General features: G+C 63.2%; 12 protein-coding genes. 9 read left to right on the top strand and 3 right to left on the bottom strand.

All coding sequences use genetic code 11. From position 1 onward, the window contains the following. Positions 1-8: 8 nt before the first annotated feature. Complete coding sequence (locus tag PSV38_RS12860; protein ID WP_300548006.1) at positions 9-269, bottom strand: hypothetical protein; 261 nt, start codon at positions 267-269, stop codon at positions 9-11. A gap of 236 nt (positions 270-505) precedes the next feature. Between PSV38_RS12860 and PSV38_RS12855 the strand changes: the two genes are divergently transcribed. From PSV38_RS12855 to mdoH, 5 genes are all read left to right on the top strand, one after another. After that, positions 506-1,936: an ATP-binding protein gene (locus PSV38_RS12855; protein ID WP_300548004.1), complete on the top strand. Its 1,431-nt coding sequence runs from the start codon at positions 506-508 to the stop codon at positions 1,934-1,936. Then, the gene (locus PSV38_RS12850; protein WP_300548002.1) at positions 1,923-2,573 is read left to right on the top strand and encodes a hypothetical protein; all 651 of its coding nucleotides are present in this window, start codon (positions 1,923-1,925) and stop codon (positions 2,571-2,573) included. Before PSV38_RS12855 ends, PSV38_RS12850 begins: the two co-directional genes overlap by 14 nt. Next, a complete protein-coding gene (locus tag PSV38_RS12845; RefSeq protein WP_300548000.1) occupies positions 2,570-3,934 on the top strand; it encodes a sigma 54-interacting transcriptional regulator in 1,365 nt (454 codons plus the stop codon). The genes PSV38_RS12850 and PSV38_RS12845 overlap by 4 nt, the downstream gene beginning before the upstream one ends. A gap of 219 nt (positions 3,935-4,153) precedes the next feature. Beyond that, complete coding sequence (locus PSV38_RS12840; protein WP_300547999.1) at positions 4,154-5,701, top strand: glucan biosynthesis protein G; 1,548 nt, start codon at positions 4,154-4,156, stop codon at positions 5,699-5,701. Beyond that, a complete protein-coding gene (mdoH, locus tag PSV38_RS12835; protein ID WP_300547998.1) occupies positions 5,698-7,863 on the top strand; it encodes a glucans biosynthesis glucosyltransferase MdoH in 2,166 nt (721 codons plus the stop codon). Before PSV38_RS12840 ends, mdoH begins: the two co-directional genes overlap by 4 nt. 7 nt (positions 7,864-7,870) lie before the next feature. On the opposite strand, the gene PSV38_RS12830 is transcribed toward mdoH, so the two are convergent. Further along, positions 7,871-8,080, bottom strand: coding sequence for a hypothetical protein (locus tag PSV38_RS12830; protein WP_300547997.1), 210 nt, complete (start codon positions 8,078-8,080; stop codon positions 7,871-7,873). Between the two features lie 75 nt (positions 8,081-8,155). Beyond that, positions 8,156-8,749, bottom strand: coding sequence for a GNAT family N-acetyltransferase (locus PSV38_RS12825; protein WP_300547995.1), 594 nt, complete (start codon positions 8,747-8,749; stop codon positions 8,156-8,158). Positions 8,750-8,850: 101 nt separating this feature from the next. On the opposite strand from PSV38_RS12825, the gene PSV38_RS12820 reads away from it, so the two are divergent. The 4 genes from PSV38_RS12820 to PSV38_RS12805 are packed head-to-tail and all read left to right on the top strand — an operon-like array spanning position 8,851 to position 14,829. Next, positions 8,851-9,213, top strand: a complete 363-nt coding sequence (locus tag PSV38_RS12820; protein ID WP_300547994.1) for a DUF1428 domain-containing protein — start codon at positions 8,851-8,853, stop codon at positions 9,211-9,213. A 54-nt stretch (positions 9,214-9,267) separates the two neighbouring features. Then, on the top strand, positions 9,268-11,739 hold the full coding sequence (locus PSV38_RS12815; protein WP_300547992.1) for an N-6 DNA methylase: 2,472 nt from the start codon (positions 9,268-9,270) through the stop codon (positions 11,737-11,739). Further along, entirely contained in the window at positions 11,732-12,979 is a 1,248-nt protein-coding gene (locus PSV38_RS12810) for a restriction endonuclease subunit S (protein WP_300547990.1), read from the top strand. The genes PSV38_RS12815 and PSV38_RS12810 overlap by 8 nt, the downstream gene beginning before the upstream one ends. Positions 12,980-12,981: 2 nt before the next feature. Further along, entirely contained in the window at positions 12,982-14,829 is a 1,848-nt protein-coding gene (locus tag PSV38_RS12805; protein ID WP_300547989.1) for an AAA family ATPase, read from the top strand. Positions 14,830-14,948 lie beyond the last annotated feature (119 nt).

Here is a 14,948-nt window from a genome sequence, read left to right as displayed (position 1 = left end):
TATACAAATCAACGCGCCTTGGCGTTGTCGTATTTGTCCATGCCCTTCTTAGCCAAACCTTCAGCTTGGGCGGCAGTCGCTGCGGTCGCGGCCTGGGTCATGGCCGTGGTAGAGGACTTGCCGGACAGTTCTTGGGCGATACCGGCAGTCTGACTGCGAACCGTTTGACCAAAGAATTGATAGGTTGCAATTGCTGCGACTGCAATCAAAGCAACGATGACAATATATTCGGTCATACCTTGACCGCGCTGTTGACGCTTACTATTCATGATATTCACCCCTGATGATGTGTTATGCAGACGGCAGAGCTGCGAATAATGTAATATTTCATAAAGAAAAATATTTCAATCGCCGTGAAGCGAAGTCTATAGAAAGTAGCTTCTATTTACCTCCCCCAAAAGTCGGGGAAACCGTTACCAAAAGAAACGGCCTTGGCTGACTGCAGCTCCATTTACCGCGTCCGCTGCGCGCACTGCACTAAAGTCCATGGATCGATCTCGACCCCATGGGCATGCTGACCTTCTACCGCGCTTCCTTCCGCCAACTGCTGCTGGTGGCCTTCCTGCTGATCGCCGGGCTGCTGGCGGCCGCGTCGCTGGGTGGCCTGTTTACGCTGGAGCGGCTGATGGTGCAAAGCCGCTCCGCCGCCGAACGTGCGGTGCAACTGAGCGCTGGCGCCCAGCACTTGGCCGAACGCAGCGTGGCCATGGAACGCGCCGCACGCCAGTACCTGGTGCTGGACGACCCGGTGCTGCTGAAGCGCTTCGAGGAAGCCACCAAAGACGCCAACCGAGTGCTGGAAGAACTGCAGGCGCAGCAACTGCCCCCCGCCCTGGTCTCGCGTTGGCGCGGCCAGTTGACCGTGATCACCGACAAATTCAAAGGCCCCAAATCCACCGGGCACCTGCGCGAGCTGGCCCTGGCCCAGCAGTTCCGCGAGCTGGACCTGACCAATGCGGCCATCGCCGAACAGGTGCGCAAAGACAGCGAACAGCGCAACCACCGCCTGCAAGATGAGCTGGAAGCGGGCCGCGCCGCCCTGGCCCGGCAGGTGCTGATCGCTATCGCGCTGGCCGTGCTGATGGCCCTGGGCTTTGGCGTGTGGCTGACCCGGCCCTTGAAGCGGCTGGAGCGCGCCATCGTGGGCCTGGGCGAGAACCGCCTGGACGAGCCCGTGAACATCCAGGGCCCCAGCGACTTGCGCTCGCTCGGCCAGCGTCTGGAGTGGCTGCGCCTGCGCCTGAAGGAGTTGGACGATGACAAGTCGCGCTTTCTGCGGCACGTTTCGCACGAGCTGAAGACGCCGCTGGCCGCGTTGCGCGAAGGCGTGGCCTTGCTGGAAGACGGCGTGGCCGGCGAGCTGAGTGCCGACCAGCGCGAGATCGCCCAGATCCTGGGGCACAACACGGCCGCGTTGCAAAGCCAGATCGAGGACCTGCTGCGCTTCAACGCCGCCGCCTTCGATGCCCGCCGACTGAGCCGCCGCAAGACCGACCTGGCCGAGCTAATCAAGAGCTTGATCGACGCCCAACGGCTGCAATGGCAAGCACGCCAATTGCAAGTGAACGTGACCGGCGGGCCGCTGCAGGTCGAGGTGGACCCCGAAAAACTGGGCACCGCTTTGGGTAACCTTTTGTCCAATGCCATCCGCTTCAGCCCACCGGGCGCTACCATCCAATTTTCACTGTCCCGCTCACCAGGGCTGGCGCGCATCGACATCGTGGATCAAGGCACTGGCGTCGCCGAGAGCGACATGGCCCGGGTGTTTGAACCCTTCTACCGTGGTGAACGCCAGCCCGAAGACGCCGTGCGTGGGACCGGCATCGGCCTGTCCATCGTGCGCGAGTACGTCGAGGCGCATGGCGGCCGCGTGGACCTGCTGCCCGATGGACCGGGCGCCCATTTTCGAATCGAGCTTCCGCATGCTGTCATTTGATTCCCAGCCCTGGCTGGCCCGCTCACGGCAACGCTGCATCGCTGCTTGCCTGGTAGTGGCCGGGGCTGCAACGGCCTGTGCGCCGCTGCAGCCAACGCCGCAGGCCAAGGTGGTCGAACTGCCCCCTGCCCCGGCCATCGTCTACGTGCCCACCCTGGAGCCGGTGGACACCGCCGCGCGCCACCTGCTGGCCTACCAGGAGAGCCTGGCCAAGCTGACCCCGCCTGATTTGTCCCGCGAATTGACCCGGCTGGGCGATGGCGCCAGTTCGGTCCAGGCCACGATGGACCTGGCACTGGCACTGGGCTACACCCGCGCCAATGGCGATCTGGCCAAGGCCCAGAGCCTGCTGGACCAGGTCATTGGCAACCCATCGATGGAAGCGCAAGCCTGGCATGGCTTGGCCCGGCTGCTGTCCAGCCGTTATGCCGAGCAACGCCGCGCTGAAGAGCAGACCGAGCGCGTCAACCAGCAACTGCGCGACGCGCAAAAGGACAACCAGCGCAAGCTCGACCAGCTCAACGAAAAGCTGGAAGCGCTCAAGTCCATCGAACGCAGCCTGAACAGCCGCACCACCCCCGCCCCGGGTCCAGCCACGCTGCCAGCGTCGCCCTCCAAGCCCACGCCACGCCCATGAGCGCCCACGTCCTGCTGGTCGATGACGACCCCGATCTGCTGCGCTTGCTGTCCATGCGCCTGACGGCCGCGGGCTACCGCGTCACGGCGGTCGAATCGGCCGAGGCCGCGCTGTCGCACTTGGCCATGGAGCGGCCGCAACTGGTGCTCAGCGATGTGCAATTGCCCGGCAAGGATGGCCTGGCGCTGTTCGACGCCATCCGCGCCAAGCACCCCTCGCTGCCCGTGATCCTGCTGACCGCGCACGGCACCATCCCCGACGCGGTCGAGGCCACCTCGCGCGGCGTCTACACCTACCTGACCAAACCCTTCAACGGCAAAGCCTTGCTGGAAACCATCGGCCAGGCCCTGGCCTTGGGCTCGCCCACCGACCACAGCAAGAGCGCCAGCGCCAACGAATCCTGGCGTGAAGCCATCGTCAGCCGCTCCAACGTGATGGCCGAGTTGCTGGCCGAGGCCAAGCTGGTAGCCGGCTCCGACGCCAGCGTGCTGATCCGGGGTGAAAGCGGCAGTGGCAAAGAGGTGCTGGCCCAGGCCATCCACCGCGCCAGCCCGCGCGCGTCGCACCCCTTCGTCGCGGTCAACTGCGGCGCCATCCCCGAAAGCCTGCTCGAATCTGAACTGTTCGGCCACATCAAGGGCGCGTTCACCGGCGCGGTGGCCAACCACGCCGGCCTGTTCCAGGCGGCCAATGGCGGCACCTTGTTTCTGGACGAGATCGGCGACATGCCTGTGGCCCTGCAAGTGAAACTGCTGCGCGTGCTGCAAGAGCGCGTGGTGCGGCCGGTGGGCGCCAGCCAGGCCATCCCGATTGATGTGCGCATCATGTCGGCCACGCACCGCGACCTGGACGCCGCCATGGCCGAAGGCGAGTTCCGCGAAGACCTGTACTACCGCCTGAACGTGGTGTCGCTGACTTTGCCGACCCTGGCCGAGCGACGTGAAGACATTCCCCTGCTGGCCAATCACTTTTTGGCCAAGCTGGCCCTGAAGTACAACAAGCGCGTCAACGGCTTCGCGCCCGAGGCGATCAAGGCCCTGGCCACCGCCCCGTGGCCGGGCAATGTGCGCCAGTTGCACAACGTGGTCGAACAGGTCAGCGCCTTGGCCACCACGCCCTTGATCCCCCTGGCACTGGTGCAGCGAGCGCTTCGGGTTCCGAGTGTGGAAGTGCTCACTTTCACCGAGGCTCGACTGCGCTTCGAGCGCGAATACCTGGTCGATTTGCTGAAGCTGACCGACGGCAGCGTGGCCGACGCCGCCCGCCTGGCTGGCCGCAACCGCACCGAGTTCTACCGCCTGCTGCAAAAGCATGGCCTGACCCCGGGCGTGTTCCGCGCCGATGGGCCTGTCGCTGAATAGCGACAAGCTTTTCTCCTTGTGAATCAAGCACTTGGCAACTTTGACCGAAGTGCCCGTCGGGCTGGCCCGACGCTTTGGCTGCTGCATCGCGGCATTCTTGGCGAGTTTGACGACAGGCCATCACCAAGCCCTTGATTCACAACGGTTTTTCAGCGTGGCACGCGCATTGCGAAAGAGAGGCCCAGGACCACTCTTTTTGCAACCGCCTTGGACCACCGCATGGACACCGCCGCTTCACGCCTTGCCATCTGGACAGCCCGCACGCTGCCCGGCTGGGTATTGGCGGGCGTGGCCTTGCTGGCGGCCTCCAGCCAGGTCCAGGCCTTTGATCTGCAGGATGTGGCCACCCAGGCCCGGCAACTCGCCGCCAAGCCCTACGAGCCCAGGAAGTCCACCCTGCCCGATGAACTGAAGGCCCTGAGCTACGACCAGGTCCGCGACATCCGTTTCAAGCCTGAACGCGCCCTGTGGCGCCAGGACAAGCTGCCCTTCGAGCTGATGTTCTTCCACCTGGGCAAGCTGCAGAACCAGCCCGTGCTGATCAACGAGATCACGCCCAAAGGCGAGGTTCGTCACATCGCCTTCAACCGCGACGACTTCGACTACGGCCATAACAAGCTGTCGCCGCAGACCTGGGGTGACGTGGGTTACGCGGGCTTTCGCGTGCATTACCCCATGAACACCGCCAAATACAAGGACGAGGTCATCGTCTTCCTGGGCGCAAGCTACTTCCGCGCGATCGGCGCGAACCAGCACTACGGCCTGTCGGCGCGCGGATTGGCCATCGACACGGTGGGCGGCCAGGGCGAGGAGTTCCCACGCTTCTCAGAGTTCTGGATCGAAAAACCCAAGGCCAAGGCCAAATCGTTGGTGGTCTACGCCTTGATGGAATCGCCCCGCGTCACAGGCGCCTACCGCTTCGAGGTCAAGCCCGGCGCGGACACGGTTACCGAGGTGCAGTCGCAGCTCTTTTTGCGTGGCCCGGTGGCCACCTTCGGCGTGGTGCCGCTGACCAGCATGTTCTTGTCGGGCGAGAACCAACCGCGCCCTGGCGACTTCCGCCCCGAAGTGCACGACTCTGATGGCCTGATGGTGGCCACTGGCGAAGGCGAATGGCTGTGGCGCCCCCTGATCAACCCCAAGCAGACGCTGACGACCTCGTTCGCGATGAAGTCCCTGCGCGGCTTTGGCCTGATGCAGCGCGACCGCAACTTCGCCAGCTATGAAGATGCCGAAGCGCGCTACGACCGCCGCCCCAGCGCCTGGATCACGCCGCAAGGTGATTGGGGCCCGGGCCGCGTCGAACTCGTGCAACTGAACACCCCCGATGAAACCCACGACAACGTGGTTGCCTACTGGGTGCCCGAGAAGCTGCCCGCAGTCGGCCAGCCCTTGAAGCTGGCCTACCAGGTGCGTTGGCAAAGCGAACAGCAGCAACGCCCGCCCACCGCCTGGGTGACGCAATCGCGCGTGGGCCAGGGACTGGACGCGCTGGCCGCCAACGAGCGCCAGTACCTCGTCGAGTTCACCGGCCCCGCGCTGGACAAGCTGCCCGCCAAGGCGGTGCTCAAAGCCGTGGTCAGCAGCGATGGCAACGGCGAGATCGTCGAACGCAACCTTTACCGCAACGGGGGCAACCGCACCTGGCGCATGACCTTGAAGGTCAAACAGATCAAAGACACGCAGCCCGTCGAGCTGCGCGCCTTTTTGCAACACGGCAACCTCACAGTGAGCGAGACATGGACCAACGTCATTCCTCCCCAATGAGCCGCACGTCCCGGCCCGCCAAGGGCGTGAGCGCCTTCGGCCCCAGCATGCCGCTGCACGCGCGTGGCGCGATGGTGGCCCAGCCCTGGCGCGGCTTCACACGGGGCCTGGTCGATGCCGTCAAGGGCCGTGGCGCTGTTCGCGGTGCAGCCACCACGGCGAGCACAGGGGTGGCCCCTGCCGCCTGGGAGCAGGCTGCGCGCCTGCGCCGCCGCGTGCTGATGGCCTTGATCGCCCTGAGCACGGTGCTGGCCACCACGGTACTGGCCTCGTCGCAACCCACCTACGAACACCCCCTGCTGCAGTGGCTGCAGATCGGCCTGTTCGCGCTGCTGTTCGCCTGGGTTTCGGCAGGCTGCATCACCGCCGTCATGGGCTTCTGGGTGTTGGTCAAAGGCGACCAGCACGCCCTGTCCAAAAACACCGCCAGCCAGCGCCCTTTGAGCGCCAGCGCACGCACCGCCGTCATCATGCCCATCTGCAATGAAGACGTGAGCACCGTGTTCGCCGGCCTGCGCGCCACCTGCGAATCGCTGGCCACCACGGGCGCTGATCGCTTGTTCGATGTCTTCATCCTGTCGGACAGCAGCGACCCCGCCGTGCGCGCCGCCGAGTTGGCCGCCTGGTCCGAACTGCGCGGCCAACTCGGCAGCGACCGCATCTTCTACCGCTGGCGCCAACGCCGCATCAAGCGCAAAGCGGGCAACGTGGCCGACTTCTGCCGCCGCTGGGGCCGCAACTACCGCTACATGGTCGTGCTGGATGCTGACAGCGTGATGAGCGGCGATTGCCTGGTCACGCTGGTACGCCTGATGGAAACGCACCCCACCGCGGGCATCCTGCAAACCGCGCCGCAAGGTTGCGGACTGAACACCGTGCACGCCCGTGGCCAGCAGTTCTCGTCCCGCGTGACGGGCCGCCTGTTCACCGCCGGCATGCAGTACTGGCAACTGGGCGAGGCCCACTATTGGGGCCACAACGCCATCATCCGCGTCGAGCCTTTCATGAAGCACTGCGCCTTGGCCCCGCTTGAAGGCGAAGGCGGCCTGAGTGGCGAGATCATGTCGCACGACTTCGTGGAAGCCGCGTTGATGCGCCGTGCCGGTTACCACGTGTGGCTGGTGCCCGACCTGGTTGGCAGCTACGAACAACAACCGCCCCACATCCTGGCCGAGTTGCAACGCGACCGCCGCTGGTGCCAGGGCAATCTGCAAAACGCCCGCCTGATCACCGAACCCGGACTGCACGCCGTGCACCGCGGCATGCTGGTCACCGGTGCCTTGGCTTACTTGTCGGCCCCCCTGTGGCTGGTCTACGTGGCCCTGGGCGCGATGCTGTGGCTGGTCGGTGGCAATGTGTTCTTCACGCCGGAAGGCGACCTGACCATCGGCGTGCTGAGCCTGTGGGCAGGCACGATCTCGATGCTGGTGCTGCCCCGTTTGCTGGGCGTGATGGCCGTGGTCATGAAGGACGAACAGCGCTTTCATGGCGGCACCACCAAGCTGGTGCAAAGCGCCTTCATCGAGTTCGGCCTGTCGGCTATGCAGGCCCCGCTGCGCATGGTCGCCCATTCAATCTTTGTGGTGGCCGCCCTCACCGGTTTGAAGCTGGAGTGGAAATCGCCCCCGCGCGAGGCCACCGATGTGAGCTGGCAAGAAGCGCGGCAAAGCTTTGCCAAGGCAGGCCTGAGCGTGCTGGCGATCGCGGCCGTGCTGGCCCTGCTGCACCCGCCCGCCTTGCTGTGGCTGTTGCCGGTGGGCGTGCCCTTGCTGCTGGCCATCCCCTTCACCGTGCTCACCAGCCGCACCGGCCTGGGCGAGAAGGTGCGCCAATCAGAGTTGCTGCTGGTGCCGGAAGAATCGTGGACCCCTTCGGTGCTGCGCCGCGCCTGGAATTACGCGCAACAAACCAGCCAGCCACTGGGCTGGACCGAGGTGCTGGACAACCCCCGCCTGTGCGCGGTGGTGAGCGGCGCCATGGGTTCACGCCGCACTTCGCAAGGCCTGCGCGGCCATGCACGGCGTGCGCGCATCGAGCAACTGGCCAGCCAGGGCGCCAAGCCCACACCGGCCGAGGTCATGCGCTTTTTGAGCGAGCCAGGCAGCTTGCAACAGCTGCGCGCCGCGGTCGTGTTTCCCCGGCAGGCCTCGACCTGCCATTGAACCCGGTTCAATCCTCGACAACCACGCCCACGGCGCTCAATTTTTTCGCATACGCATCCCTGCGCTTTTCTGCCCTTGCCGCGGCATCGACCGCCGCCTTGATGGCCTGGGGGCCCTTTTGGGAAGCTGTTTTGATCAAGCCCAACTTGTGAGCAGCGTCTGCTTGCGCTCTCTTGAAGGTGGCGATCAGGTCGGCATGGGCAAGGGGTGGATTCATAAGCATCTAATTGTACAAGTTGGGGCCGGGCCAGCGGCCTGCAACACAGCTTGACATCGCGTCAACACCCCAGCATCAGGCAGCTGGCATGCCGTGGATGCGGGGCTCGCGCAGCATCGGGAAAATGGGCGGCGAGCTGCCCACCTGCAGTCGAGCCAGCACCCTAAAGCCGTGCCGCTCGTACAGCGGCACATTGCGCGGGTTGGTCGATTCCAGGTAGGCCGGGTGCCCATCGCGATCACAGGCGGCCAGCGCGTGTTTCATCAGCGCCTCACCATGGCCCTGGTTCTGGCGGGACGGGTCCACCCCGATCAAGGGCAGGTACCAATGCGGCTCCTGCGGATGGTGGCGCCCCATGGCTTCCAGCAGCGGAAAGACGTCGTTCTCTGCCCGCTTGGACACCGTGCTCTCGACGATGTCGGTCACGCCCTCATCGTCGATATCGGCGCCTGGCGGCAACCACAAGGCTGCCCCGGCAAAGTCTGGCGCAACGTAGGCACTGCCCGCCGCGAACGCCCGCCCACCAAAGGCCTTGATGAAGGGCGGGAAATTCTGCAGATACTGCTGCGGGTCGGGCCAAGTCCAGCGCACAGCCGGGTCGGTGCTGAAGGCCAGCACAAGGGCGCTGATGACGGCGGCCTCGTCCGAGGCCGTGGCGGTTCTGATCATGGTGCTTCCCTGAAAAATACTGGGGCCATCGAATGGGCCTGGGGCCAAACCTTAGCCGAGTTTGGGACACTGCAGGACCCATCACCCTCAAGGAGAACGACATGACTCACTACGTTGACGGATTCGTGGTCCCCGTGCCCAAGGCCAATCTCGACGACTACCGCCTGGTGGCAGAAACCGCAGGCAAGGTCTGGAAAGAGCACGGCGCCCTTCAGTACTGGGAATGCGTGGCCGACGATGTGCAGCCCGGCAAGCTCACGTCCTTTCCCCAAAGCGTGCAACTCAAGGACGACGAGGTCGTGGTGTTCTCTTGGATCCTCTACAACTCGCGCGAAGAGCGCGATGCCATCAACGCGAAGGTGATGGCGGACCCGCGCCTCAAGGACATGATGTCGCCCGACAAGATGCCCTTTGATGGCAAGCGCATGTTCTTCGGCGGCTTCAAGACCATCGTGGAGATGTGAACCGAGAGGGCGCTGGATTAAGGGAGAATCCCCAATTTCGACAGGATTCCCCCCATGCCCTTGACCTTGCAACAGCTTGAACGGCACCTTTTCAAGGCCGCCGACATCCTGCGCGGCAAGATGGATGCTTCCGAGTTCAAGGAATACATCTTTGGCATGCTCTTCCTCAAGCGCTGCTCCGACGTGTTCGACCAGCGCAAGGAACAGGTCATCGCCCAGGAGATGGCCCGCAAAAAATCCAGGGCCGACGCCGAGTTCAGCGCCGAACTGCGCCGCTGGTATGGCCAATCTTTTTACGTGCCCAACACCTCAAGCTGGGACTACCTTGTGAACGAAGCCCACCAGGATGTGGGCGGCTTCCTCAACCGCGCCCTGGGTGGCCTGGAAAGCAACAACTCCAGCCTGTCAGAAGTGCTGGAGCACATCGACTTCAGCCGCAAGGTGGGCCAAAGCAAGATCCCCGACATCAAGCTGCGCCAGCTCATCAACCACTTCAGCCTGTACCGGCTGCGCAATGAAGACTTCGAGTTCCCTGACCTGCTGGGCGCGGCGTATGAATACCTGATCGGCGAGTTCGCTGACTCGGCCGGCAAAAAGGGCGGCGAGTTTTACACGCCCCGCTCCGTGGTGCGCATGATGGTGCGCCTCATCAAGCCCGAGCAAGGCCACAGCGTGTACGACCCCTGCGTGGGCTCGGGCGGCATGTTGATCATGGCCAAGGAATACATCGACGAGCACGGCGGCGACGGCACCAAAGCCGACCTGTGCGGCCAGGAAGCCAACGGCACCGTGTGGTCCATTGCCCGCATGAACATGCTGCTGCACGGCATCAGCAGTGCCGACCTGCGCAACGACGACACCCTGGCCGAACCCGCCCACGTTGAGAACGGCGAGCTGATGCGCTTTGACCGCATCCTGGCCAACCCGCCGTTCTCCATCAACTGGGGCACGGCCGACACCGACCGCAGCGGCCAATCCGTCTGGGCACCCAAGTTCCGCGCCGAGCGCTATGCCTATGGCGAAGTGCCCCTGGGCAGCAAGAAGGCCGACTTGATGTTCTTGCAGCACATGGTGGCCGTGCTGCGCGATGGCGGCCAACTCGCCACCGTGATGCCCCACGGCGTGCTGTTCCGGGGTGGTGAAGAGCGCAGCATTCGCGGCGGCATGATCGATGCTGACCTGTTGGAAGCCGTGATCGGCCTGCCCGCCAACCTGTTCTATGGCACCGGCATCCCGGCCTGCGTGCTGGTGATGCGCAAGGGCAAAGGCCAGCGCAGCGGCAAGCCGCCCGAGCGGCAGGGCAAAGTGCTCTTCATCAACGCCGACCGCGAATACTCCGAAAGCCGCGCCCAGAACCACCTGCTGCCCGAGCACATCGAAAAAATCGCCGACACCTTCGATGCCTTTGCCGAAGTGCCGGGCTTCTCCGCCGTGGTCAGCAACGCCACGCTGCGCGAGAACGACTACAACCTCAACATCCGCCGCTACGCCGACAACGCCCCGGCGCCTGAGCCGCACGATGTGCGCGCCCACCTGCAAGGCGGTGTGCCCAAGGCCGAGGTGCAGGCCAAAGCCGCACTGTTCAAGGCCCATGGGCTTGATCCCTTGGCATTGTTGGTTGAGCGCGATGCCGCTTACTTTGATTTCAAGCCCGAGCTGACCAACCGCCAGGCCCTCAAGCCCGCCATCGAAGCCAACCCCGGCCTGCTGGCCCGAGAACAAGCCGTGCGCGATGCCTTTGCCGCCTGGTGGCAAGCCCACAGCCCGCGCATCACAGCCCTGGCGGGTTCCAAAAGTTTGGTGGGCCTGCGTCACGAGCTGCTGCACAGCTTTAGCGAAGCGCTGGAGCCCGTGGGCCTGCTCAGCCGCATTCAAGTGCGCGGCATCGTGGCGGGCTTCTGGTTCGATGCCAAGTACGAGTTCATGACCCTGATGGCTCGCGGCGCCAAGGGCGTGGTCGATGCGTGGCGCACCAGCATCCTCACGGCACTGGACGACGACCAGCACAAGGGCAATCCGCTGGACCACAAGCTGGTGAAGTGCTTGATGGGCGACTTCATTCAGACCATGGCGGAGTTGGAAGCGCGCAAGGCCGAGCTGGACAGCCAGATCAAAGTGGCCACGCCGGGCAAGCGGGGCGATGAGGCCGAGGGGGATGAAGGTGATGCAGCCGATGCGGGCGACGAAGAGCCCGTGGTGGACGAAGCCCAGCTCAAAGCCTGGAAGCAGCAACTGGCCACGCTGAAAAAGCAGATGAAGGCCGAGCAGCAAGGCTTTGCCGAACGATTGAATGAGGCCGTGGATGCGCTGGATGAGGCGGGGGCGGCTGCGCTGTTATTGACGGTCATGCAGCTGGATGTGGCGGTGATTTTGGAGCGTTATGTGGCCACGCAGCGGCAGCAGGTGGTGAGGGCGTTTGAGGGGTGGTGGGACAAGTACAGCGTGACTCTAGCGAGTACGCAGTCCGCACGTGAGACCGCGTCGGAAGCACTTCGCGGTTACCTTCGAGCGCTCTACCATGCTTGAGCAGCGACGTCTCGATGAGCTGGTTGCTTCAACTGATGAGAAGATCGTTAGCAACAAGGACGTGACGCTTCCATACATAGGATTGGAGCACGTTGGGCAACATGGGGCGGGCTTTGTTGGTTCGGCGTTAGCTTCCGAATCAATCAGTACCAACTCAGTTTTTCGAGCTGGGGATATTTTGTTCGGAAAGCTTCGCCCTAACTTGCGGAAATGTGAGTTGGCAACAGCTGCAGGTTATTGCTCCACCGACATTCTTGTGCTTCGACCTCGTGATGGAGTCTCGGCAAAGTTTGCAGCGCGAGTGCTTCAGACTGACAAAGTCGGGGCATCGGCTGAGAAGACGGCAGCCGGGACAAAGATGCCGCGTACATCTTGGAGAGAGCTCCGTCCGCTTAGTGTTTTCTGTCCTGATTTGAATGAGCAAGCTCAGATTGCCGAAGTCCTCGACACCCTCGACACCACCATCCGCCAAACCGAGGCCATCATCGCCAAACTCAAGCAGGTCAAGCAAGGCCTGCTGCACGACCTGCTTACCCGAGGCATCGATGCCAACGGTGAACTGCGGCCGCCGCAGAGCGGAACACGTCGGACTTGGAAAGTCAATCCTTTAGGCCCCCTGATGGACGGCATGCCACGAAATGGCATCTACAAGCCCGCAAGTGACATTGGGGCTGGCACCCTGCTCATTGGGCAAACCGCTTTCACGCCGTCAGGCTCAGTCGATGCTAGCTTGGCAAGGCGTGCGCGTCTGACCAAGGCGGAGCAAGAGATGTTCAGCCTTCGGCGCGAGGATCTGCTGGTGTCGCGGGTCTTCGCAACTCGGGAAGGCGTCGGGCAACCTGTGCTTGTTCCGGATTTTGGCGAGCCGGCGGTGTTTGAATCGAACATGATGCGCATTCGGTGCCGCACGTACTTGATCCGCGCTCCATATCTGTTCCATTGGTTAAAGCATCGAACTTCCAGGGCATGGCTGATGTCCCGTGCGTTTGCATCCAATCAGGCCAGCATCAATCGTGAAACCTTGTGCGGAGTACCCGTGCATTTGCCACCAGTGCATGAACAGGATCAGATCCTGTCAATCATCTCGGAGGAAGATGCCAGGTTGGAGCGCGAGGTTGATGAAATGAACAAGTTGAAGCAATTGAAATCCGGCCTCATGGACGACCTCCTCACCGGCCGTGTCCGCGTCACCCCCCTGCTGTCGAACAGTGGACAATCATCCCCAGAAGGGACCGACTGACCATGCGACTCCTGCATTACCTCGAAATCGAGAATTTCAAGCGCTTTGGCGCCAAGCAGCGCATTGAGCTCGACCACCCCGGCGTGCTGATCGGCCCCAACAACTGCGGCAAAACCAGCGCCATCCAGGCCTTGGCGCTGTGGTCGCAAGCCGTGCGAGCCTGGTATGACGCGCGCAAGGATTCCTCCGCGAAAGAGCGCACCGCCACATCGCTCAACCGCCTGAACATCGTGGCCGTGCCCGTGCAACGCACGCGCTTTTTCTGGCACAACACCCATGTGCGCAAGGGCAACAAGGACATCCACCTCACCATCACGGTGGGCATCGAGTTCAAGGGGCAAGTCAGGCCCCTGCCCATGCGTTTTCGCAACCAGGGCGATGAGCTGGTGTATTGCACACCCGAGGGTGATGCGGCCACCGACCTGGCACTGATCGCGCACGCCGCATCGCTGCGGGTTGAGTTGCTTTACCCCATGTCGGGGCTGGACACCGAAGAGCCCATCCTCCAGCCTGGGCGCGTCGATGTGCTGCTGGGGCAGGGGCGCACCGCAGATGTGTTGCGCAACCTGTGCTTGTCGGTGGCAACGTCCTCCAAGGATGACTGGCAGCGCATCGTCACACTGATGCAGCGCCTCTTCAATGTCACGCTGGAGGCGCCGCAAGAAACAGCGCGCGGCAGCATCGCCCTGCAATACCGCCAGCCCGGCGTGAAAGAGGCGCTGGATTTGTCGTCAGCGGGGCGTGGCTTTTTGCAGATGCTGCTGGTGTTTGCCTACCTCTACTCACACAAGCGCAGTGTGCTGCTGGTGGACGAGCCCGATGCGCACCTTGAAATCTTGCGCCAGAAGCAGGTGTATGTGCTGCTGCGCGACATTGCCACCGAGAACCAGTCGCAGGTGATCATGGTCACCCACTCCGAGGTGATTCTGGATGAGGCCCTGGACAACAACCTCACCCTGCTGCTGGAGGGCAAAACCGACAACCTGGCCAAGAAGCAGGACATCCGCAACAGCCTCAAGCATTTTGGCGCCGAGCACTATGTGAAGGCCCGCGAGCGGGGCTATGTGCTCTACGTGGAGGGCGGCACCGACCTGGACATGCTGCGCGCCCTGGCGGTGCGCCTGAACCATCCCGCGCATGAGATTTGGGACGAGCGCATCAACTCCTTTTATGTGCAGAACAACTACCCCCTGCAAGATGCGCAGGCCGAGCTGGAGCGCGTCGAGGGCGGCTTTGGCGTGACCCCGCGCGAGCATTTCAAGGGCCTGCGCAACCTGGTGCCCGAACTGAAGGGCCTGGCCATTCTCGACAACGATGGGCAGAACCGGCAAGACCGTGACGAAGGCGCCTTGAAGGTGCGCTACTGGAAGCGCTACGAGGCCGAGAACTACTTCGTGACGCCCGAGGTGTTGCGCCGGTATGCGCTCAGCCATTACCCGGCGGATGACCTGTTTTCTGCGCAGGCCCAGACGGCGGTGGAAGAGGCCCTGGCGGAGGTGATCACTGGCATGGTGTTTGATGGCAATGAAGAGGATTACCGCTTGTGGGGCAATTCACCACCTGATGCCGCCCGATTGGTTTGGGAGGCCAAAACCGAACGCCGCAAGCTCAGCACCGTGGCAGAGGAATTCTTCCGCCAGTTGGCGCACAAGCTGGGCCTGACCATGCTGCTCAAGAAGGGGGAGCTGCATGCCTTGGTGCCCATGGCGGCCCTGACCCCGGGCGCAGAGGCCGAGGTGCGCGCCAAGCTGGACTTTTTGGTGGAAGTTTTCCAACTGGCCCAGGCTCGCGGCGAACAGGTGATCGCGCCTGCGGTAGCCGACAGCGACCCTGAAGATGCCGAACATTGAGTTAGGCTTTTGGCTGCGTTCAACATACCAATTCGTAGGCCTTTGAGCTCCATCAAATGATCACTACCGCCTATTGCCGCACGATGGCAGAGTACAACCAGTGGATGAACTCTCGCCTC

Source organism: Aquabacterium sp., from assembly GCF_029946005.1.
In the GTDB taxonomy this organism is placed as follows: Bacteria; Pseudomonadota; Gammaproteobacteria; order Burkholderiales; family Burkholderiaceae_C; genus Aquabacterium.
This window is presented reverse-complemented; position numbering and strand designations above follow the sequence as displayed.

Coding starts and splice junctions, on each gene's coding strand:
- PSV38_RS12815 (WP_300547992.1), top strand. CDS start 9,268: ATGCCCTTGACCTTGCAACAGCTTGAACGGCACCTTTTCAAGGCCGCC.
- PSV38_RS12860 (WP_300548006.1), bottom strand. CDS start 269: ATGAATAGTAAGCGTCAACAGCGCGGTCAAGGTATGACCGAATATATT.
- PSV38_RS12850 (WP_300548002.1), top strand. CDS start 1,923: ATGCTGTCATTTGATTCCCAGCCCTGGCTGGCCCGCTCACGGCAACGC.
- PSV38_RS12825 (WP_300547995.1), bottom strand. CDS start 8,749: ATGATCAGAACCGCCACGGCCTCGGACGAGGCCGCCGTCATCAGCGCC.
- PSV38_RS12840 (WP_300547999.1), top strand. CDS start 4,154: ATGGACACCGCCGCTTCACGCCTTGCCATCTGGACAGCCCGCACGCTG.
- PSV38_RS12830 (WP_300547997.1), bottom strand. CDS start 8,080: ATGAATCCACCCCTTGCCCATGCCGACCTGATCGCCACCTTCAAGAGA.
- PSV38_RS12820 (WP_300547994.1), top strand. CDS start 8,851: ATGACTCACTACGTTGACGGATTCGTGGTCCCCGTGCCCAAGGCCAAT.
- PSV38_RS12805 (WP_300547989.1), top strand. CDS start 12,982: ATGCGACTCCTGCATTACCTCGAAATCGAGAATTTCAAGCGCTTTGGC.
- mdoH (WP_300547998.1), top strand. CDS start 5,698: ATGAGCCGCACGTCCCGGCCCGCCAAGGGCGTGAGCGCCTTCGGCCCC.
- PSV38_RS12855 (WP_300548004.1), top strand. CDS start 506: ATGGGCATGCTGACCTTCTACCGCGCTTCCTTCCGCCAACTGCTGCTG.
- PSV38_RS12810 (WP_300547990.1), top strand. CDS start 11,732: ATGCTTGAGCAGCGACGTCTCGATGAGCTGGTTGCTTCAACTGATGAG.
- PSV38_RS12845 (WP_300548000.1), top strand. CDS start 2,570: ATGAGCGCCCACGTCCTGCTGGTCGATGACGACCCCGATCTGCTGCGC.